Annotated in this window: 18 protein-coding genes; 10 read left to right on the top strand and 8 right to left on the bottom strand. The window is 63.4% G+C overall.

Annotated elements, in window-relative coordinates; genetic code table 11:
* Window positions 1–21: 21 nt before the first annotated feature.
* Window positions 22–1,050, bottom strand: coding sequence for an RNA methyltransferase (locus NRG74_RS06310; RefSeq protein ID WP_231355228.1), 1,029 nt, complete (start codon window positions 1,048–1,050; stop codon window positions 22–24).
* Between the two features lie 85 nt (window positions 1,051–1,135).
* On the opposite strand from NRG74_RS06310, the gene NRG74_RS06315 reads away from it, so the two are divergent.
* Window positions 1,136–1,438 carry a DUF1883 domain-containing protein gene (locus NRG74_RS06315; protein WP_017640573.1) on the top strand — a complete coding sequence of 101 codons (303 nt, stop codon included), beginning with the start codon at window positions 1,136–1,138 and terminating at the stop codon, window positions 1,436–1,438.
* Between the two features lie 35 nt (window positions 1,439–1,473).
* Here the strand turns inward: NRG74_RS06315 and NRG74_RS06320 are convergent, their stop codons facing one another.
* Both NRG74_RS06320 and metH read right to left on the bottom strand, forming a co-directional pair.
* A complete protein-coding gene (locus NRG74_RS06320) occupies window positions 1,474–2,601 on the bottom strand; it encodes a PQQ-dependent sugar dehydrogenase (protein ID WP_257706038.1) in 1,128 nt (375 codons plus the stop codon).
* Between the two features lie 93 nt (window positions 2,602–2,694).
* A complete protein-coding gene (gene metH / locus NRG74_RS06325) occupies window positions 2,695–6,411 on the bottom strand; it encodes a methionine synthase (RefSeq protein WP_257706039.1) in 3,717 nt (1,238 codons plus the stop codon).
* A gap of 227 nt (window positions 6,412–6,638) precedes the next feature.
* Between metH and NRG74_RS06330 the strand changes: the two genes are divergently transcribed.
* The 3 genes from NRG74_RS06330 (at window position 6,639) to nfuA (ending at window position 9,274) form a co-directional block, all read left to right on the top strand.
* Window positions 6,639–7,640 carry a response regulator gene (locus NRG74_RS06330; protein ID WP_257706040.1) on the top strand — a complete coding sequence of 334 codons (1,002 nt, stop codon included), beginning with the start codon at window positions 6,639–6,641 and terminating at the stop codon, window positions 7,638–7,640.
* A gap of 2 nt (window positions 7,641–7,642) precedes the next feature.
* On the top strand, window positions 7,643–8,608 hold the full coding sequence (locus NRG74_RS06335) for a sensor domain-containing diguanylate cyclase (RefSeq protein WP_017640577.1): 966 nt from the start codon (window positions 7,643–7,645) through the stop codon (window positions 8,606–8,608).
* 81 nt (window positions 8,609–8,689) lie between these two features.
* Window positions 8,690–9,274 (top strand): Fe-S biogenesis protein NfuA, encoded by a 585-nt coding sequence (nfuA, locus tag NRG74_RS06340; protein ID WP_257706041.1) that lies wholly within the window; start codon window positions 8,690–8,692, stop codon window positions 9,272–9,274.
* 61 nt (window positions 9,275–9,335) lie between these two features.
* On the opposite strand, the gene NRG74_RS06345 is transcribed toward nfuA, so the two are convergent.
* On the bottom strand, window positions 9,336–9,746 hold the full coding sequence (locus tag NRG74_RS06345) for a PA2817 family protein (RefSeq protein ID WP_017640579.1): 411 nt from the start codon (window positions 9,744–9,746) through the stop codon (window positions 9,336–9,338).
* A 142-nt stretch (window positions 9,747–9,888) separates the two neighbouring features.
* On the opposite strand from NRG74_RS06345, the gene NRG74_RS06350 reads away from it, so the two are divergent.
* The 3 genes from NRG74_RS06350 to queF are packed head-to-tail and all read left to right on the top strand — an operon-like array spanning window position 9,889 to window position 12,438.
* Window positions 9,889–10,821: an ABC transporter ATP-binding protein gene (locus NRG74_RS06350; RefSeq protein ID WP_017640580.1), complete on the top strand. Its 933-nt coding sequence runs from the start codon at window positions 9,889–9,891 to the stop codon at window positions 10,819–10,821.
* Entirely contained in the window at window positions 10,818–11,597 is a 780-nt protein-coding gene (locus NRG74_RS06355) for an ABC transporter permease (protein WP_017640581.1), read from the top strand. Before NRG74_RS06350 ends, NRG74_RS06355 begins: the two co-directional genes overlap by 4 nt.
* A 13-nt stretch (window positions 11,598–11,610) precedes the next feature.
* On the top strand, window positions 11,611–12,438 hold the full coding sequence (queF, locus tag NRG74_RS06360) for an NADPH-dependent 7-cyano-7-deazaguanine reductase QueF (RefSeq protein ID WP_257706042.1): 828 nt from the start codon (window positions 11,611–11,613) through the stop codon (window positions 12,436–12,438).
* On the opposite strand, the gene NRG74_RS06365 is transcribed toward queF, so the two are convergent.
* Window positions 12,439–12,702: a DUF4404 family protein gene (locus NRG74_RS06365; RefSeq protein WP_017640583.1), complete on the bottom strand. Its 264-nt coding sequence runs from the start codon at window positions 12,700–12,702 to the stop codon at window positions 12,439–12,441.
* 218 nt (window positions 12,703–12,920) lie between these two features.
* On the opposite strand from NRG74_RS06365, the gene NRG74_RS06370 reads away from it, so the two are divergent.
* Entirely contained in the window at window positions 12,921–13,547 is a 627-nt protein-coding gene (locus tag NRG74_RS06370) for an MlaA family lipoprotein (protein ID WP_157225825.1), read from the top strand.
* 57 nt (window positions 13,548–13,604) lie between these two features.
* Here the strand turns inward: NRG74_RS06370 and NRG74_RS06375 are convergent, their stop codons facing one another.
* Window positions 13,605–13,904, bottom strand: coding sequence for a PilZ domain-containing protein (locus NRG74_RS06375; RefSeq protein ID WP_173147515.1), 300 nt, complete (start codon window positions 13,902–13,904; stop codon window positions 13,605–13,607).
* Window positions 13,905–14,108: 204 nt separating this feature from the next.
* Here NRG74_RS06375 and rssB point away from each other — a divergent pair, with 204 nt between their 5' ends.
* Together rssB and rssC are read left to right on the top strand one after the other, a co-directional pair.
* Window positions 14,109–15,293 carry a two-component system response regulator RssB gene (gene rssB, locus NRG74_RS06380; protein ID WP_064308683.1) on the top strand — a complete coding sequence of 395 codons (1,185 nt, stop codon included), beginning with the start codon at window positions 14,109–14,111 and terminating at the stop codon, window positions 15,291–15,293.
* A complete protein-coding gene (rssC, locus tag NRG74_RS06385; protein WP_007158388.1) occupies window positions 15,290–15,772 on the top strand; it encodes an anti-sigma factor antagonist RssC in 483 nt (160 codons plus the stop codon). Before rssB ends, rssC begins: the two co-directional genes overlap by 4 nt.
* A 12-nt stretch (window positions 15,773–15,784) precedes the next feature.
* Here rssC and tal read toward each other — a convergent pair whose 3' ends face one another.
* A complete protein-coding gene (tal, locus tag NRG74_RS06390; protein ID WP_064308684.1) occupies window positions 15,785–16,711 on the bottom strand; it encodes a transaldolase in 927 nt (308 codons plus the stop codon).
* A 47-nt stretch (window positions 16,712–16,758) separates the two neighbouring features.
* Window positions 16,759–17,769, bottom strand: a complete 1,011-nt coding sequence (gene dusA, locus NRG74_RS06395; protein WP_257706043.1) for a tRNA dihydrouridine(20/20a) synthase DusA — start codon at window positions 17,767–17,769, stop codon at window positions 16,759–16,761.
* Window positions 17,770–17,855 lie beyond the last annotated feature (86 nt).

The following is a 17,855-nucleotide window of genomic DNA, read 5'->3' on the forward strand; positions in this document are numbered from 1 at the left end:
GGCCAGGCGCGGGACGATCGGTCAGGCGCTGACGCGTACGGGGCGCAGCACCTCTGCCCGGGCGCGCAACTGGCCACAGCCGCCATCGACATCCTGGCCGGCGGAATTGCGCACCTTGGTGAGGAGGCCGCGGCTGTGCAGGTAGCGCACGATCTGCACGATGCGCTCGCCATCGGGGCGCTGGTAGTCATCCACTTCCAGGCTGTTGTAGGGGATCAGATTGAGCACGCCGTATTTGCCCTTCATCAGGCGCAGCAGTTCGTCCATCTCTTCCTGACTGTCGTTGATGCCGGCGAGCAGCGTCCACTGGTATTGGATCGGATAGCCGATCAGCCGGGCATAGGCTTCACCCTGTTCGATCAGCTCGCCCGGTTCGTAGCGGGGCGCCTTGGGCAGCAGCCGGGCCCGCCGCTCGGCATTGGTACTGTGCAGCGACAGCGCCAGTGCCGGCCTGACCGCCTGCTGGGGCAGTCGCTCGAATACCCGTGGATCGCCGACAGTGGAAAACACCAGGTTGCGATGGCCGATACCGCCGGCGGTGCCCAGCAGGTCGATGGCTTCCAGCACGTTGTCCAGGTTGTGCGCAGGCTCGCCCATGCCCATGAAGACGACCTTCTTCACCGCCCTGATCCGTCGCGCCAGGGCGACCTGGGCGACGATCTCGGCGCTGCCCACCTGGCGCAGCAGGCCGCTCTTACCGGTCATGCAGAAGACGCAGCCCACCGCGCAGCCGACCTGGGACGATACGCAGAGTCCATCACGCGGCAGCAGCACGCTTTCCACCGCCTGGCCATCGCCCAGGGTCACCAGCATCCGCGCCGAACCGTCGGCACCCGGATGCTCCGAGGTCACCCGGGCCAGGCCCTCCAGGCGCTCGGTCAGTGCGGGGATGGCATGGCGCACCTCCAGCGGCAGGAAATTCTCCGCCTGCTGGCGGCGGGTGCCGGTGTCCAGAGGCAGGCCCTGGCACCAGGCGCGCAAGATACGGGCGCTGTGCTTGGGCTTGGCGCCGGCCTCGGCGAGCAACTGGACGACATCGGAAATACGCATGGGAAAAGGGCAGGTCGGGGGCGGGCGGCGATAATAGGACAGGGCAGGGATGCTATCCTAGTCCTTTGCAAGACGAGGACCCGTCATGAAGTTCATCCACCAGCGCGAGCATCTCAACGAGGGCGACCTGGTCGTCATCCAGAGTTCGGGGGTGTGCAACATCCGCCTGATGAACGATGCCAATTTCCGCAGCTTTAAGAACGGTGGCCGCCACACCTATCATGGCGGCGCCTTCGACACCTTTCCGGCGCGTATCACCGTACCCAGCACCGGCTTCTGGAACATCACCCTGGACACCGTGACCAAGCGGCCCATCAGCGTGACCCGCAAGCCCGAGATCAAGCACTCGATCAAGATCGTCCGCCGCTCGCCTTCCGAGCTGCGTTGAGACAGCGGTCACCCGTCCCTGGGTGACCCTGGCGGCTATTTCGGCTGCAGCTCCAGCAGCCGGGCGTTGGCACCGTCTTCCAAGACCCAGAGACTGCCGTTGGGACCTTCCTCGACGTCACGGATGCGTGTGCCCATGGCATACCGCTCGACTTCGCGCGCCTCTTCGCCCTTGAGTTCGATCCGTACCAGCGCCTTGGACGACAACCCGCCGATGAAGGCATTGCCCTTCCAGGCCGGGAAGCGGTCTCCTGCGTAGATCATCAAGCCGGCGGGGGAGATCACCGGCGTCCAGGTGATCTTGGGCGGGATGAATTCCGGGCGTGTGGAGTGATCGGGAATCGGCTTGCCGCCATAGTGGTCGCCATTGGAGACCTCGGGATAGCCGTAGTTGCCGCCACGCTGGATCAGGTTCAGCTCGTCACCGCCCTGGGGACCCATTTCCTGCTCCCATAGGCGGCCCTGGGTGTCGAAGGCGATGCCCAGCGGGTTGCGGTGACCCAGCGACCAGACCTGCGCCGCGACGCCGCCCTGCTGGGCGAAGGGGTTGTCCGCAGGGACGCTGCCATCGTCGTTGAGGCGGATGAGCTTGCCCAGGTTGCCGCTCATGTCCTGGGCCGGGGTGAATTTCTGCCGTTCACCCGAGGTGATCCACAGCTTGCCGTCCGGGCCGAATCTCATGCGATGGCCATAGTGACCGTTGCCAGTGACCTTGGGTGTCTGCCGCCAGATCACCTTGAGCTCGCCGAGCGAACCACTGCCGTCCTCCTTCAGGGTCAGCTTGGCCCGGGCGACCGCCGCGCCCTGGGTGCCGTCTTCGCCGGCCTCGGCATAGCTCAGGTAGATCAGCCCGTTGCTGGCGTATTGCGGATGCAGGATGACATCGCCCAGTCCGCCCTGGCCGGCGGCGATCACCTTGGGCACGCCGCTGATGTCCTGGGCCTTGCCGGTCTGCACGTTCAGGTGCTTGAGCACACCGCCTTTCTCGGTGACCAGGGTAGTGCCATCCGGCAGGAAGGCGATCGCCCAGGGCGCGTCCAAGGTGGCCCTGGGCGTGGCCGTGAAGGGCCACTGATCCTGGGAGAGAGCCTGGGGTGCGGCATTGGCGTTCAGGGTGGCGAGACTGAGCAGGAGACTGCCGGCAGCTAGGGTGAGACCTTTCATGGGCACGCTGTCCTCGTCGTTGGAAGTCCCTACACCCTAGTAGGGACGCCAGCGAAAAGGGCCGCGTTTTTGTTACCTGAGGCGTCTGCCAGCTTAGTTGTCGTACCCCAAATTCGGCGCCAACCACCGCTCCGTCACCGCCAGCTCCTGACCCTTGCGCTCGGTGTAGCTGCCGACCTGATCCTTGTCGATCTTGCCCACGGCGAAATACTGGGCTTCGGGATGGGCGAAGTACCAGCCGCTGACGGCGGCGGCCGGGTACATGGCGTAGTGCTCGGTGAGGAAGACGCCACTGCGACCGGCCTCGTTGAAGCTGGCCTCGGGGTCCAGCAGCTTGAACAGGGTGGCCTTCTCGGTGTGATCGGGGCAGGCCGGATAGCCGGGGGCAGGGCGGATGCCCTTGTACTGCTCGCGGATCAAGGCCTCGTTGTCCAGGGTCTCGTCCGCGGCATAGCCCCAGTGTTCCTTGCGCACCCGCTCGTGCAGCCATTCGGCACAGGCCTCGGCGAGGCGGTCGGCCAAGGCTTTCACCATGATCGAGTTGTAGTCGTCGCCCTTGCGCTCGTAGTCCTTGGCCAGTTCCTCGGCGCCGATGCCGGCGGTGACGATGAAGCCGCCCATGTAGTCGGTCACGCCCGTTTCCTTGGGCGCGACGAAGTCGGCCAGGGACAGGTTGGGCTTGCCCTCGGGCTTGATGGTCTGCTGGCGCAGGTGGTGCAGGATGGCCAGCGGCTGGCCGTCCTCGCCATAGACTTCCAGGTCATCGTCACGGACCTGGTTGGCCGGCCAGAAGCCGAACACGGCGCGGGCCTTGATCAGTTGCTCGTCGATCAGCTTGCTGAGCATGGCCTGGGCATCGTCGAACAACGCGGTGGCGGCTTCACCCACCACCTCGTCGGTGAGGATGCGCGGGTACTTGCCGGCCAGGTCCCAGGAGATGAAGAAGGGGGTCCAGTCGATGTACTCGGCCAGCACCGCCAGGTCGATGTCTTCCAGCACCCGGGTGCCGGTGAAGCTGGGCTTGGGCGCCTGGTAGCCGAGCCAGTTGAAGGCCGGCTTGTTGGCCACCGCCTTGGCGTAGGACAGGCGTTCGGTACGGGCGCTGCGATTGGCGGTGCGCTCGCGCACCTCGACGTAGTCGGCGCGGGTGCGCTCGACGAAGCCGGCCTTGAGTTCCTTGGAGAGCAACTGGGTGGCCACACCGACGGCGCGCGAGGCGTCGGTGACATAGACCACGGCATCGTTCCGGTACTGCGGCTCGATCTTGACCGCGGTATGGGCCTTGGAGGTGGTGGCGCCGCCGATCATCAGGGGCAGGGTGAAGCCCTGGCGCTGCATCTCCTTGGCGACGTGGACCATCTCGTCCAGCGAGGGGGTGATCAGGCCCGACAGACCGATGATGTCGCACTTCTCGGCGATGGCGGTCTGCAGGATCTTTTCCGCCGGGACCATGACGCCCAGGTCGACGATGTCGTAGCCGTTGCAACCCAGCACCACGCCGACGATGTTCTTGCCAATGTCGTGGACGTCGCCCTTGACCGTGGCCATGAGGATCTTGCCCTTGGCCTCGGGCTTGTCGCCTTTCTCCGCCTCGATGAAGGGAATCAGGTGGGCCACCGCCTGCTTCATCACCCGGGCGGACTTGACCACCTGCGGCAGGAACATCTTGCCCGAGCCGAACAGGTCGCCGACCACGTTCATGCCGCTCATCAGCGGACCTTCGATGACCTCGATGGGCCGCGCGCACTGCTGGCGGCATTCTTCGGTGTCCTCGACGATATAGGTGGTGATGCCCTTGACCAGCGCATGCTCCAGCCGCTTGCCCACCGGCAGGCCGCGCCATTCCTCGGTCTCGGCTTCCTTGACCGCGCCGCCGCCCTTGTAGTCGTCGGCGATGGCCAGCAGGGCATCGGTGCCGGCCGGGGTGCGGTTGAGCACCACGTCCTCGACCCGCTCGCGCAGGGCGGCCGGAATCTCGTCGTAGATCTCCAGCTGGCCGGCGTTGACGATGCCCATGGTCAGGCCGTTCTGGATGGCGTGGTAGAGAAAGACCGAGTGGATGGCTTCGCGTACCGGGTTGTTGCCGCGGAAGGAAAAGGAGACGTTGGACACACCGCCGGAAGTCAGGGCGTAGGGCAGGTTGTCGCGGATATAGGCGCAGGCGTTGATGAAGTCGACCGCGTAGTTGTTGTGCTCCTCGATCCCCGTCGCCACGGCGAAGATGTTGGGGTCGAAGATGATGTCTTCCGGCGGAAAGCCGACCTGGTTGACCAGGATGTCGTAGGAGCGGGCGCAGATCTCGTTCTTGCGCGCCTCGGTGTCGGCCTGCCCGTCTTCGTCGAAGGCCATGACCACCACCGCCGCGCCATAGCGCTTACACAGCTTGGCGTGATGGATGAAGGCTTCGACGCCTTCCTTCATGGAGATGGAGTTGACGATGCCCTTGCCCTGGATGCACTTGAGGCCGGCCTCGATCACCTCCCACTTGGAGGAGTCGATCATGATCGGCACCCGGGAGATGTCCGGCTCGGAGGCGATCAGGTTGAGGAAGGTGACCATGGCCGCCTGCGAGTCCAGCATGCCTTCGTCCATGTTGATGTCGATGACCTGGGCGCCGGCTTCTACCTGCTGCTGGGCCACTTCCAGGGCCTCGGCATAGTTCTCCTCACGAATCAGCCGGGCGAACTTGGCCGAGCCGGTGATGTTGGTGCGCTCGCCGACGTTGACGAACAGCGACTCGCGGCTGATGGTGAAGGGTTCCAGGCCCGAGAGGCGGCAGGCCTTGGGAATGTCCGGCAACTGGCGCGGCGCATGCCTGCCGACCGCCTCGGCGATGGCCTGGATATGCGCCGGGGTGGTGCCGCAGCAGCCGCCGACGATGTTGAGCAGGCCGCTGGCGGCGAACTCCTCCACCACCGCCGCCATCTGCTCGGGGCTTTCGTCGTATTCCCCAAAGGCGTTGGGTAGGCCGGCGTTGGGGTGGGCGGAGACGAAGGTATCGGCCTTGGTCGCCAATTCCTCGACGTAGGGCCGCAGTTCCTTGGCGCCCAGGGCGCAGTTGAGGCCGACGGAAATCGGCTGGGCGTGGCGTACCGAGTTCCAGAAGGCCTCGGTGGTCTGGCCGGAGAGGGTGCGGCCGGAAGCGTCGGTGATGGTGCCGGAGATCATGATCGGCAATTCGATGCCGACCTCTTCGAACACGCCTTGGACGGCGAAGATCGCCGCCTTGGCATTGAGGGTGTCGAAGATGGTCTCGATCAGGATAAGGTCGGCGCCGCCCTCGATCAGGCCGCGGGTGGCCTCGGTGTAGTTTTCCACCAGCTCGTCGAAGGTGACGTTGCGATAGCCGGGGTTGTTGACGTCCGGAGAGATGGAGCAGGTCCGGCTGGTCGGGCCGAGCACCCCGGCGACGAAGCGCGGGCGATCCGGGGTCTCCAGGGTCTTGGCGTCGGCCACTTCACGAGCGACCCGGGCACCGGCCAGGTTCAGCTCATAGGTGATCTCTTCCATGCCGTAGTCGGCCTGGGAGACCCGAGTGGCATTGAAGGTGTTGGTTTCCAGGATGTCGGCGCCGGCATCCAGGTAGGCCTTTTCGATCTCGGCGATGATCTTCGGCTGGGTCAGCAGCAAGAGGTCGTTGTTGCCCTTGACGTCGCTCGGCCAGTCGGCGAAACGCCTGCCGCGGTAGTCCGCTTCCTCCAGGCGATAGCTCTGGATCATGGTGCCCATGCCGCCGTCGAGGATGAGGATGCGCTGCGCGAGGGCGTGGCGAAGGGCGGCGAGGCGAGAGCTACGATCAGTCATGGGCATTCCACAGAGATGAAGAGACGCTGGACAAAGGGTGGCAGCATAGCAAAAGCTGGCGCCCGCCCCGGTAACGGCAGTGATCCATGATGAGCAGCGCTCATGAAGGGTCCGCGAGTCTTTCATGCCAGGGATGCTTAGCGATCTAGAGCGGGCGGCGGACAAGCGCCCGAAGTGCTGCTTTACTGACAGATGACCGACGTTTACTGTGCGTCAAAACAGTGTCATGGAAGGTGGCCGTGATTCCTCTGGTGATATGCGACGACTCGAACATGGCGCGCAAGCAGCTGGTTCGCTCCCTGCCCGAAGGTTGGGGGGTATCCATCACCCAGGCCACCAATGGCGAGGAAGCCCTCACGGCGCTGCGTCAGGGACTGGGCCAGGTGATGCTGCTGGACCTGACCATGCCGATCCTGGATGGCTACGGCACCCTGGCGGCGATTCGCAACGAGGGTCTGGCGGTCAAGGTGATCGTCGTCTCCGGTGATGTCCAGGAACAGGCGGTGGCACGGGTGCGCGAACTGGGCGCTCTGGACTTCATCCGCAAGCCGGCCGATCCCACCGAACTGGCCACGGTGCTCCAGCGCCACGGTATCTATAGCCCAAGCCCGACGACTCCGGCGGAACCCGTCGCGCGTCCGGAGCTGGAAGTCAGTTTCCGCGATGCCTTCCGCGAGGTGGTCAACGTCTCCATGGGTCGCGCCGGGGCCCTGCTGGCCAAGGCGCTGGATGTCTTCGTTCAGTTGCCCATTCCCAATGTCAACATCCTGGAAGTCAGCGAGCTGCACATGACGCTGGTGGATGCACAGCGCGAGGATCGTCTCAGCGCGGTGTGCCAGGGCTACATCGGCGAGGGCATCGCCGGCGAGGCGCTGCTGATCTTCCACGACTCCGAATTCGACGACATGGCGCGCCTGGTGCGCTGGCGCGAGGCGGGGGAGTCCGGCGACATCGAGATGCTGCTGGATCTGTCGAGCATCATCATCGGCGCCTGCCTGGCCGGGATCGCCGAGCAGTTCGACATCCGCTTTTCCCAGGGCCATCCGACCATCCTCGGCCACCACGCGTCCATCGACGAGCTCATCGTCGTCAACAAGACGCGCTGGAAGAAGACCCTGGCGGTCGAACTCAGCTACAGCCTGGAAGGCCATAACGTCCACTTCGATCTGCTGCTGCTGTTCACCGAGGATTCGGTGAAGCGCATCACCCGCAAGATCGGCTACCTGATGAGTTGAGCATGGCCGCACAGATCGATATCAACGAACTCCACTGGCTGCTGGACATCGTGCAGAACATCGATGTCGGCGTGGTGGTGCTGGACCTCGACTACCGTATCGAGGTCTGGAACAGCTTCATGGAAAACCATTCCGGGCGGATCCTCAGCGAGGTCAGCCAGCAGTCGCTGTTCGCGGTCTTCGCCGAAATCGACGAGGCCTGGTTCCGGGCCAAGGCCGAAAGCGTGGTCCTGCTGGGCACCCGGGCCTTTTCCATCTGGGAACAGCGACCCTATCTGGTCCACTTCAAGAGCTACCAGCCGATCACCGGCGTGGAAGCCTTCATGTACCAGAACGTGACCCTGCTGCCGTTGCGCGATTCCACCGGGGCCATCGCCCATATCTGCGTGGTGATTTACGACGTCACCGATGTCGCCATCAACAAGCGGCAACTGGAGCTGTCCAACGACAAGCTGCAGGAACTGTCGCGCACCGATCGCCTCACCGGGCTAGCCAACCGTGGCTACTGGGAGGAACGCCTCACCGAGGAATTCGCCCGGCACCAGCGCTATGGCGGCCGCCTGGCGCTGATGATGCTCGACATCGATCACTTCAAACGCATCAACGACACCCATGGCCACGCCGTTGGCGATCAGGCGATCAAGGCGCTGGCCGGGGTGATCAAGACCCATGTGCGCAACGCCGACATCGCCGGACGCTACGGTGGCGAGGAATTCGGCGTGGTGCTGCTCGACACGGGTGTAGAAGGCGCGCGACTACTCGCCGAGCGCCTGCGCGAAGCGGTGGAGGCGATGCGTCTCGATGTGCTGGGAACGCCCATCGCCTTCACCATCAGCATTGGCCTCACCGATCTGTCGGTGCCCCTGGGTAATCACGAGCAGATGATCCAGCAGGCGGACAAGGCCCTGTACGAATCCAAGCATGCCGGGCGCAATAGGGTCACCAGCTTCGTTCAGCGTCTGGATTGAGACGATTATCCGACTGTTTCACTAGGGCTTTCGTCGAGGGGTAGGGTGGCGTAAACTTGTCACACCTGTTGAGGAGTGACCATGAGCGCCATCATCATTACCGACGCGGCTCAGGATTACCTGGCCGACCTGTTGGAAAAGCAGAACACCCCCGGGATCGGTATCCGCATCTTCATTACCCAGCCCGGCACCCAGTACGCCGAGACCTGCATCGCCTATTGCAAGCCCGGCGAAGAGAAGCCCGATGACCAGCTCATCGGGCTGAAGAGCTTTACCGCTTACCTCGATGCCATCAGCCAGCCCTTCCTGGAAGACGCCCTGGTGGACTACGCCACCGACCGCATGGGCGGCCAGCTGACCATCAAGGCGCCCAACGCCAAGGTGCCCATGGTCAACGAGGACAGCCCGCTCAACGAGCGTGTCGACTACTACCTGCAGACCGAGATCAATCCGGGGCTCGCCAGCCACGGTGGCATGGTCAGCCTGGTGGATATCGTCGACGACAACGTGGCCGTGCTGCGCTTCGGTGGCGGTTGCCAGGGCTGTGGTCAGGTCGATCTGACCCTCAAGGATGGCGTCGAGCGCACCCTGCTGGAGCGGATCCCCGAGCTCACCGCCGTGCGCGACGTCACCGACCACACCAACCGCGAAAACGCCTACTACTAGGTAGCCTGGCGTCCTGGCGGTCGCGAAGGGCTATCGAACCGATCGATAGCCCTTCGACGTTTCAGTGACGCGCTGCGTCTTCCGGCAGGGCCATCAGGCGCTGCTCCTGCGCCCAGTCGAAGACTTCGCCGCGGGATTCCGCCTCATGACGACGCTCGTCCAGCCGCTGATAGAGCGCCAGCTCTTCGTCCGGCATGAAGTGCAGGCAGTCGCCGCCAAAGAACCACAGCAGGTCGCGCGGCACCCGATGGGCGATCTGCGGATAGCGGCTGAAGATCTGGCTGAGCAGGTCCTGGCCGAGATAGGCGTATTCCTCGGGCGCCTGCGGCAATCCGGCGACCAGCTCGTCGAAGCGGTCGAGGAACAGCGCGTGGTTCTCCGAGGGCACCTGCTCAGCCGCGCCGACGTCGGCCAAGACCGCACGCAGCTGGGCGAGGAGGGCGACGTGGTGGGCGAGATAGGAAGTGGCCATGAATGTCTCCTGAAAAAGCGGCTGCGCAGTATAGGGGCACTGTCCGACGTTGTCTGGTTCGACTAGGATCGAACCTTTGCCCGCCGCCGGGGTTATAGGAAGTAGCACTTTTCTTTGCGAATCAGTTCTTGCCGGGAGGCACATGAGTCTAGCTCTCTCCATTCGCGGTCTGACCAAGACCTACAACAACGGCTTCACCGCCCTCAAGGGGATCGACCTCGATGTGGTCGAAGGTGATTTCTTCGCGCTGCTCGGTCCGAACGGGGCGGGCAAGTCGACCACCATCGGCATTCTCTCGACCCTGGTCAACAAGTCCGGCGGCGAGGTATCCGTGTTCGGCAACGACCTGGACAAGGATCCCGCGGGCCTCAAGCGCTGCCTGGGCGTGGTGCCCCAGGAGTTCAACTTCAACCAGTTCGAGAAGGCCTTCGACATCGTCGTCACCCAGGCTGGCTACTACGGTATTCCCGCACGCATCGCCGGTGAGCGCGCCGAGGAGTACCTCACCCAGCTCGGGCTGTGGGACAAACGCGATACGCCTTCGCGCATGCTCTCTGGCGGCATGAAGCGTCGCCTGATGATCGCTCGCGCCCTGATCCACAAACCGCGCCTGCTGATCCTCGACGAACCCACCGCCGGGGTCGACATTGAGCTGCGGCGCTCCATGTGGAGCTTCCTCACCGAACTGAACAGGCAGGGAACCAGCATCATCCTCACCACCCACTACCTCGAAGAGGCCGAGCATCTCTGCCGCAACATCGCCATCATCGACCATGGCGAGCTGGTCGAGCACACCAGCATGCGCAAGCTCCTGCAGAAGCTCAACGTCGAGACCTTCATCGTCGATGTGGTCCAGCCGCTGACGGCGGCGCCGCAGCTGGACGGCTATCCGGCCAAGCTGCTGGGCGACCACTCCTTCGAGGTGCAGATCGACAAGGCCAGTGGGGTCAACGCCCTGTTCCGCCAGTTGGACGCCGCCGGCATCCAGGTCCAGAGCCTGAGAAACAAAGCCAATCGCCTGGAGGAGCTGTTCGTCTCCCTGGTGGAAAAGAATCTAGCCAAGGTCGCCCGATGAGTACCGAATTCCAAGCCAACATGGTGGCGCTGCGGACCATCGTCCATCGCGAAGTGCGCCGCTTCACCCGTATCTGGGCACAGACGCTGCTGCCCCCGGCGATCACCATGGTCCTGTACTTCGTGATCTTCGGGAACCTGATCGGCAATCGTATCGGTGGTATGGGTGGCTTCACCTACATGCAGTACATCGTGCCGGGCCTGATCATGATGTCGGTGATCACCAACGCCTACAGCAACGTGGTCTCCAGCTTCTTCAGCAGCAAGTTCCAGCGCTCCGTGGAAGAGCTGCTGGTCTCGCCCGTGTCGCCGCACGTGATCCTCATCGGCTATGCCATGGGCGGCATCCTGCGCGGCCTGGCCGTGGCGGCCATCGTCAGCCTGCTGTCGCTGTTCTTCACCAACATGCAGGTGCACCACCTGGGCATCATGCTGCTGGTGATCGTCCTTACCGCGGCGATCTTTGCCCTGGGCGGCTTCATCAACGCCGTCTACGCGCGCAACTTCGACGACATCTCCATCGTGCCGACCTTCGTGCTGACGCCCCTGACCTACCTGGGCGGGGTCTTCTATTCCATAGACCTGCTGCCGGCCTTCTGGCAGAAGGTGTCCCTGGTCAATCCGATCCTGCACATGGTCAACGCCTTCCGCTACGGCATCCTCGGGGTGTCCGACATCCGCATCGGGGTGGCGATCGCCTTCATGCTGTTCGCCGTGGTCGTGCTTTATCTGGTCAGCATCCGTCTGCTCGTGAGCGGGCGCGGCATGCGTCATTGAGTGTCTGAGCGTCATGCATAGCGTAGAACAATCGCCCCTGGGCAAAAGCACCGAGTACGTCAGCGAATATGCGCCGACACTGCTCTATCCGATCCCGCGCGCGCCCAAGTGGGCGGAGCTGGGCCTGGACGGGCAGGATCTGCCGTTTCGCGGGGTGGATGTCTGGACCTGCTACGAGCTGTCCTGGTTGCTGCCTTCCGGCAAGCCAGTGGTGGCCATCGCCGAATTCGCCATCCCGGCCGATTCGCCGAACATCATCGAGTCCAAGTCGTTCAAGCTGTACCTCAACTCCCTGAACCAGTCGGTGTTCGCCAGCATGGCCGAACTCGAAGCCGTACTGGTCAAGGACCTGAGCGCCGCAGCTGGTGGTCCCGTTGGCGTCAACCTGATGTCCTTGGATGATTGGGCGGCCCGTGGTGTCCAGCGCCCGAATGGCCAGTGCCTCGACGATCTGGATGTCAGTCTGGATCGCTATGCCCACCCACAGGCCGAACTGCTGAACGTGGGCGAAGCGCGGGATAGTCAGAGGTTTTACAGCCACCTGCTCAAGTCGAACTGCCCGGTCACCGGTCAGCCGGACTGGGGCACCGTGGTGGTCGAGTACGATGAGGGTCTGGCCCTGGAACCGGCCAGCCTGCTGCGCTACCTGGTCGCCTTCCGCCAACATGCGGATTTCCACGAGCAGTGCGTCGAGCGCATCTATCTGGATCTGTGGCGGCTGCTCAAGCCGGCGAAGCTGACGGTATTCGCCCGCTATGTGCGGCGTGGCGGACTGGATATCAATCCCTACCGAAGCAGTGACGCCATCCAGCCCGCCGCCGAGCGCTACGTACGACAGTGATCAGATGCCCATGCTGCTCAGGCTGTTCATGATCGAGCGGAGCGTGCCGGCCATGGTCGGGTGACTGACTTCGAAACGCTCCACGGCCAGATTGACGCCTTCGACCAGGCTGCCATCCCGGGTGGCATCTTCGTTGGCCAGCTGGAATTCGATGTCCCGGATCAGCAGTTCCAGTTCTTCCCGATCCTCGGGCGAGGCGGGCGGATCCTGGTCCAGCTGGTGGCGGAGGTGGTCGAGTTGTTCCTGCAGATGAGAGGTGGTCATGGGCGTTTCTCCTGTGTTCGGATTCTTTGACCGCAACGGCGGGTCAAAGATCGAGGGATAGCGCCTGGCCCTAAGCCAAAGTGGCAAAGCTATGACTATAATCGGCGCCTTTCAGGCGTCTGAGTGCAACGAGGAGAGAAGCGATGATGGTCGAGCGACGTGGTTCCAGGGTCTGGGGAGCGCTCCTTGCAACGGCCCTGACCTTTGCCGGTCAGGCCATGGCGGCCGAAGCCGAGAATCCCGATCCCTGGGAAGGCTTCAACCGCAAGATCTTCGTGTTCAACGATACCCTGGATACCTATGCCCTCAAGCCGGTCGCCCAGGGCTATCAGCGCTTCACGCCTGGCTTCGTGCAGACCGGCGTGAGCAACTTCTTCAACAACCTGGGTGACGTGCGCAACCTGGCCAACAACCTGTTGCAAGGCAAGATCGAGCACGCCGGGGTCGACACCGCGCGCCTGTTGATGAATACCACGATGGGCGGCCTCGGCCTGGTCGACGTGGCCACCAAGGCCGGCCTGCAGCGCAACGACGAAGATTTCGGCCAGACCCTGGGCAAGTGGGGCGCCACCAGCGGTCCCTACCTGGTCCTGCCGTTCTTCGGCCCCAGCAGCGTGCGTGACGGCCTCGGTCGCATCCCGGACAGCTACACCAGCGCCTATCCCTATGTGGACGACGTCGCCGTGCGCAACAGCGCCTTCGCCCTCAGCACCGTCGATACCCGGGCAGGTCTCCTGCAGGCCGAGCGCCTGATCACCGGGGACAAGTACGTGTTCATTCGCAACGCCTACTTGCAGACCCGCGAATTCAAGGTCAAGGATGGTCAGGTGGTCGACGACTTCTAGTCCCGGCCCCAATAAAAAAGGCAGCCCAGGGGCTGCCTTTTTTATTGGCCGCAGTAGTTAGCGCATTTCCAGCACGGACAGGCCCAGCAGTTGTTTGCCCGCGTCCGTAGCCTGGACGCGCAGGACCTCGGCGTCCGCTTCCAGGCCGGGGAGTTCGGCATGGCTGGAGGGGATGAGCACGGTCACCTTGTCGCCGACCTGCAGGCTGGTGGCGGCCTCGATCTGGAAACCGGTGCTGGACAGATCGACGCAGCGCGCCTCGAAGGAGGCATCGCCGACCTTCAGTATGGCCTTGGAGTCGACGTGCATGCGAATGAAGTCGCGCTTTTCACTGTAAGAACGGTCAATGGTACTCATGGCAATCCTACTGCTTGGGAGGATGGATGGCGGGTTGCTGGAGGTATAAACTCCATAATGGCACCCTGTAAAGAATTTCCATCCGGTTGGCAAGCTTGAACGCCCCGGTGGATGGGAGTAGTGTCTCCGCCGTGTCGTAATCACCGTGGCCCGTGTCGGATAGTGTCCGCCGGTTTGCCGTTCGGGTGCATGCCTGGATCCTCTATGTCTAATTCGCCTGCCACGCTCCTGATCATTGACGATGACGAGGTGGTTCGCCTCAGTCTCGCCGACTATCTCGAAGACAGTGGCTTCAATGTCCTGCAGGCCAGCAATGGCCAGCAGGGCCTGGAAATATTCGAGCGCGAACAGCCTGACCTCATCATCTGCGACTTGCGCATGCCGCAGGTCGACGGACTGACGCTGCTGCGCCGCATCAGCGAGCTGTCCATCGATACGCCCGTGCTGGTGCTGTCCGGCGCCGGCGTCATGAGCGACGTCGTGGAAGCCCTGCGCCTGGGCGCCGCCGATTACCTGATCAAGCCGCTCGAAGACCTGATGGTGCTGGAGCACTCGGTCAATCGCGCGCTGGATCGCGCCCGCCTGCGCCTGGAAAACGATCGCTACCGGGTCAAGCTGGAAAACACCAATCGCGAGCTGCAGGCCAGCCTGAGCCTCCTGCAGGAAGACCAGAACGCCGGGCGCCACGTGCAGATGAACATGTTGCCGGTGACGCCCTGGGAAACCGAGGGGCTGCATTTCGCCCACGAGATCATCCCCTCGCTGTACCTGTCCGGCGATTTCGTCGACTACTTTCGCATCGACGAGCACCGCGTCGCCTTCTACCTGGCCGACGTCTCCGGCCATGGCGCCTCTTCGGCCTTCGTGACCGTGCTGCTCAAGTTCATGACCACGCGGCTGCTCTATGAGTCCAAGCGCAACGGCACGCTGCCCGAATTCAAGCCCTCGGATGTGCTTGGTCACATCAACAGGGGTCTACTGGATTGCAAATTGGGCAAGCACGTGACCATGCTGGGTGGCGTCATCGACGAAACCACGGGTACCCTGGCGTACAGCATCGGTGGTCATCTGCCCTTGCCGGTCCTGCATACCCCGGAAGAAACCCGCTTCCTGGTCGGCAAGGGGCTGCCAGTCGGCCTGTTCCAGGAGGCGACCTACAATGACCACCAGATGGATCTGCCCGAGCGTTTCAGCCTGACCCTCTTTTCGGATGGCATCTTCGACCTGCTGCCGGGAGACAATTTGAAAGAGAAAGAACACAGCTTGCCCGATTACGTCCGCCGCGCCGGCGGTACACTGGCAGGCCTGAGCGAAGCCCTGGATCTGGCGTCCGTTACCGAGATGCCCGACGATATCGCTTTGCTGGTGTTGAGCAGGAACCTGGCATGAGCACCGGAAAAATCCAATTTGCCGAGCAGGATGGCACCTTCGTCCTGAAGTTTACCGGCGAGGTGCGTCTGACCCTCTGCTCGGCGCTGGACGCGACCATCGAACACATCTTCTCGTCGTTGAATTTCTCGTCCATCGTCATCGACCTGACGGAGACGCAGAGCATCGACAGCACCACCCTGGGCCTATTGGCCAAGCTGTCGATCCTGTCGCGGCAACGCATCGGGCTGCTGCCCATGCTGACCACCAACAACCCGGACATCCTGCGCCTGCTGGACTCCATGGGTTTCGATCAGGTGTTCAACATCGTCGAGACGGTCCTGCCTTGCCCGGATTGCCTGACCGACCTGCCACCGCAGGATCAGTCCGAAGCCGAGGTGCGCAGTCGCGTGCTTGAAGCCCATCGGGTGTTGATGGGCCTCAATGAATCCAATCGCAATGCCTTCCGCGATTTGGTCAGTGCCCTCGAAAGGCACTGACCACGCTCCGGCTTAGCGCTTGCCGGGCAGCAGCACTTCCAACTTTTCCTGATCCCGCGCGAACTGGCGAATGCCTTCTGCCAGCTTCTCGGTGGCCATGGCGTCTTCGTTGTGCGCCCAGCGGAAGGCAGCCTCGTTCAGCTGCTGCTTGGGTTCGCCACCGGTGCTGTCGGCGGTCAGTACGCGTGGCAGGTCGCCCTGGGCTTCCGACAGCTGCTGCAGCAATTCGGGGCTGATGGTTAGGCGGTCGCAGCCTGCCAGCTGCTCGATCTGGTTCAGGTTGCGGAAGCTGGCACCCATCACCACGGTCTCGTAGCCATTGGCCTTGTAGTACTGGTAGATACGGGTTACGGACTTCACGCCCGGGTCTTCGGCGCCTTCGTAGTCACGGCCTTCGGCCTTCTTGTACCAGTCGTAGATGCGACCGACGAAGGGCGAGATCAGGAACACACCGGCGTCGGCGCAGGCCGCGGCCTGGGCGAAGGAGAACAGCAGGGTCAGGTTGGTCTGGATGCCTTCCTTTTCCAGTTGCTCGGCCGCGCGGATGCCTTCCCAGGTAGAGGCGATCTTGATCAGTACGCGGTCCTTGCCAATGCCGGCCTTCTCGTACAGCTCGATCAGGCGATGGGCGCGATCTAGGGTGGCGCCGGTGTCGAAGGACAGGCGCGCGTCCACCTCGGTGGAGATGCGGCCGGGGATCAGCTTGAGGATCTCACCACCGACGGCGACGGCGAAGCGATCGCAGGCCAGGCCGATGTCACCGCCGGCGCCGCTGAAGGCGGCCTGCAGGTGTTCTTCGTAGCGGGGCAGGGCAGCGGCCTTGAGCAGCAGCGAGGGATTGGTGGTGGCGTCGTAGGGCTTGAGGCGGGCGATGGCGTCCAGATCGCCGGTATCGGCGACGACCGTGGTGTATTGCTTGAGTTGTTCCAGCTTGCTCATGGCAGGTCTTTCCTTCGGTTAACGAATGGACATCGTGGAGACGTGACTCAGTGGCCTCTGAGAAGTTCAGTGGCCTCGTCATACAGGCGCAGCGGTTCAGGGCTGCGATGCAGATCGGTGGACAGCAGTTGCCGGAAGCGCCGCGCGCCGGGAAAGCCCTGCGCCAGGCCCAGGATATGGCGGGTGACGTGGTGGATGAGACCACCCTGTTGCAGATGCGCCTCGACATAGGGCCGCAGCCGCAGCATGACCTCATGGCGAGTCAGTGGCGGACGGTCGCAACCGTAAAGCGCCGCGTCCACCTCGGCCAGCAGATAGGGATTCTGATAGGCCTCGCGACCCAGCATCACGCCATCGAAGACCGCCAGCTGCTCGCGGCAGGTGTCCAGGGTCTTGATGCCGCCATTAAGAATGAATTCGAGATCCGGGAAGTCCTGCACCAGCTGTGCGGCCACGTCGTAGCGCAGCGGTGGGATCTCGCGATTCTGCTTGGGTGACAGCCCTTCGAGGATTGCGATGCGCGCGTGCACGGTGAAGCTGCGGCAACCCGCGTCCGCGACTTGGCCGACGAAGTCCCGCAGCGCCTCGTAGCTGTCGCGCCCGGAGATGCCGATGCGGTGCTTGACCGTCACCGGGATGGCCACGGCATCGCGCATCGCCTTGACGCTGTCGGCCACCCGCTCGGGATAGGCCATCAGGCAGGCGCCGATCATGTTGTTCTGCACCCGGTCGCTGGGGCAACCGACGTTCAGGTTGATCTCGTCATAACCCGCCTGCTCACCCAGCCGCGCCGCTGCGGCCAGCTCGGCCGGCAAGCTGCCGCCCAGCTGCAGCGCCAGGGGATGCTCGGTCTCGTCATGCCGCAAGAACCGCTGGGCATCGCCATGCAGCAGGGCACCGGTGGTGACCATCTCGGTATAGAGCAGGGCATGCTGGGACAGCAGACGATGAAAGTAACGGCAGTGACGATCCGTCCAGTCCATCATGGGCGCCACGGAAAAGCGGCGGGACGGCTCAGGGCGCGTGGTTGCTGGGTTTGAGGCGGTTTCGGCAAGCATCTCGGTACGTCTGTTCTAGGCTCGTTTTGCTACATTTCAGCCGATTTTCGCAGCCGGGCTACTACAGCGTAGCAATCGCAAAAGGT

Source organism: Pseudomonas oryzihabitans (assembly GCF_024652905.1).
GTDB classification, from domain to species: domain Bacteria; phylum Pseudomonadota; class Gammaproteobacteria; order Pseudomonadales; family Pseudomonadaceae; genus Chryseomonas; species Chryseomonas benzopyrenica.

Coding starts and splice junctions, on each gene's coding strand:
- dusA (WP_257706043.1), bottom strand. CDS start 17,769: ATGCTTGCCGAAACCGCCTCAAACCCAGCAACCACGCGCCCTGAGCCG.
- NRG74_RS06335 (WP_017640577.1), top strand. CDS start 7,643: ATGGCCGCACAGATCGATATCAACGAACTCCACTGGCTGCTGGACATC.
- NRG74_RS06355 (WP_017640581.1), top strand. CDS start 10,818: ATGAGTACCGAATTCCAAGCCAACATGGTGGCGCTGCGGACCATCGTC.
- queF (WP_257706042.1), top strand. CDS start 11,611: ATGCATAGCGTAGAACAATCGCCCCTGGGCAAAAGCACCGAGTACGTC.
- NRG74_RS06350 (WP_017640580.1), top strand. CDS start 9,889: ATGAGTCTAGCTCTCTCCATTCGCGGTCTGACCAAGACCTACAACAAC.
- NRG74_RS06315 (WP_017640573.1), top strand. CDS start 1,136: ATGAAGTTCATCCACCAGCGCGAGCATCTCAACGAGGGCGACCTGGTC.
- nfuA (WP_257706041.1), top strand. CDS start 8,690: ATGAGCGCCATCATCATTACCGACGCGGCTCAGGATTACCTGGCCGAC.
- rssC (WP_007158388.1), top strand. CDS start 15,290: ATGAGCACCGGAAAAATCCAATTTGCCGAGCAGGATGGCACCTTCGTC.
- NRG74_RS06375 (WP_173147515.1), bottom strand. CDS start 13,904: ATGAGTACCATTGACCGTTCTTACAGTGAAAAGCGCGACTTCATTCGC.
- NRG74_RS06345 (WP_017640579.1), bottom strand. CDS start 9,746: ATGGCCACTTCCTATCTCGCCCACCACGTCGCCCTCCTCGCCCAGCTG.
- tal (WP_064308684.1), bottom strand. CDS start 16,711: ATGAGCAAGCTGGAACAACTCAAGCAATACACCACGGTCGTCGCCGAT.
- NRG74_RS06320 (WP_257706038.1), bottom strand. CDS start 2,601: ATGAAAGGTCTCACCCTAGCTGCCGGCAGTCTCCTGCTCAGTCTCGCC.
- NRG74_RS06370 (WP_157225825.1), top strand. CDS start 12,921: ATGGCGGCCGAAGCCGAGAATCCCGATCCCTGGGAAGGCTTCAACCGC.
- NRG74_RS06365 (WP_017640583.1), bottom strand. CDS start 12,702: ATGACCACCTCTCATCTGCAGGAACAACTCGACCACCTCCGCCACCAG.
- metH (WP_257706039.1), bottom strand. CDS start 6,411: ATGCCCATGACTGATCGTAGCTCTCGCCTCGCCGCCCTTCGCCACGCC.
- rssB (WP_064308683.1), top strand. CDS start 14,109: ATGTCTAATTCGCCTGCCACGCTCCTGATCATTGACGATGACGAGGTG.
- NRG74_RS06310 (WP_231355228.1), bottom strand. CDS start 1,050: ATGCGTATTTCCGATGTCGTCCAGTTGCTCGCCGAGGCCGGCGCCAAG.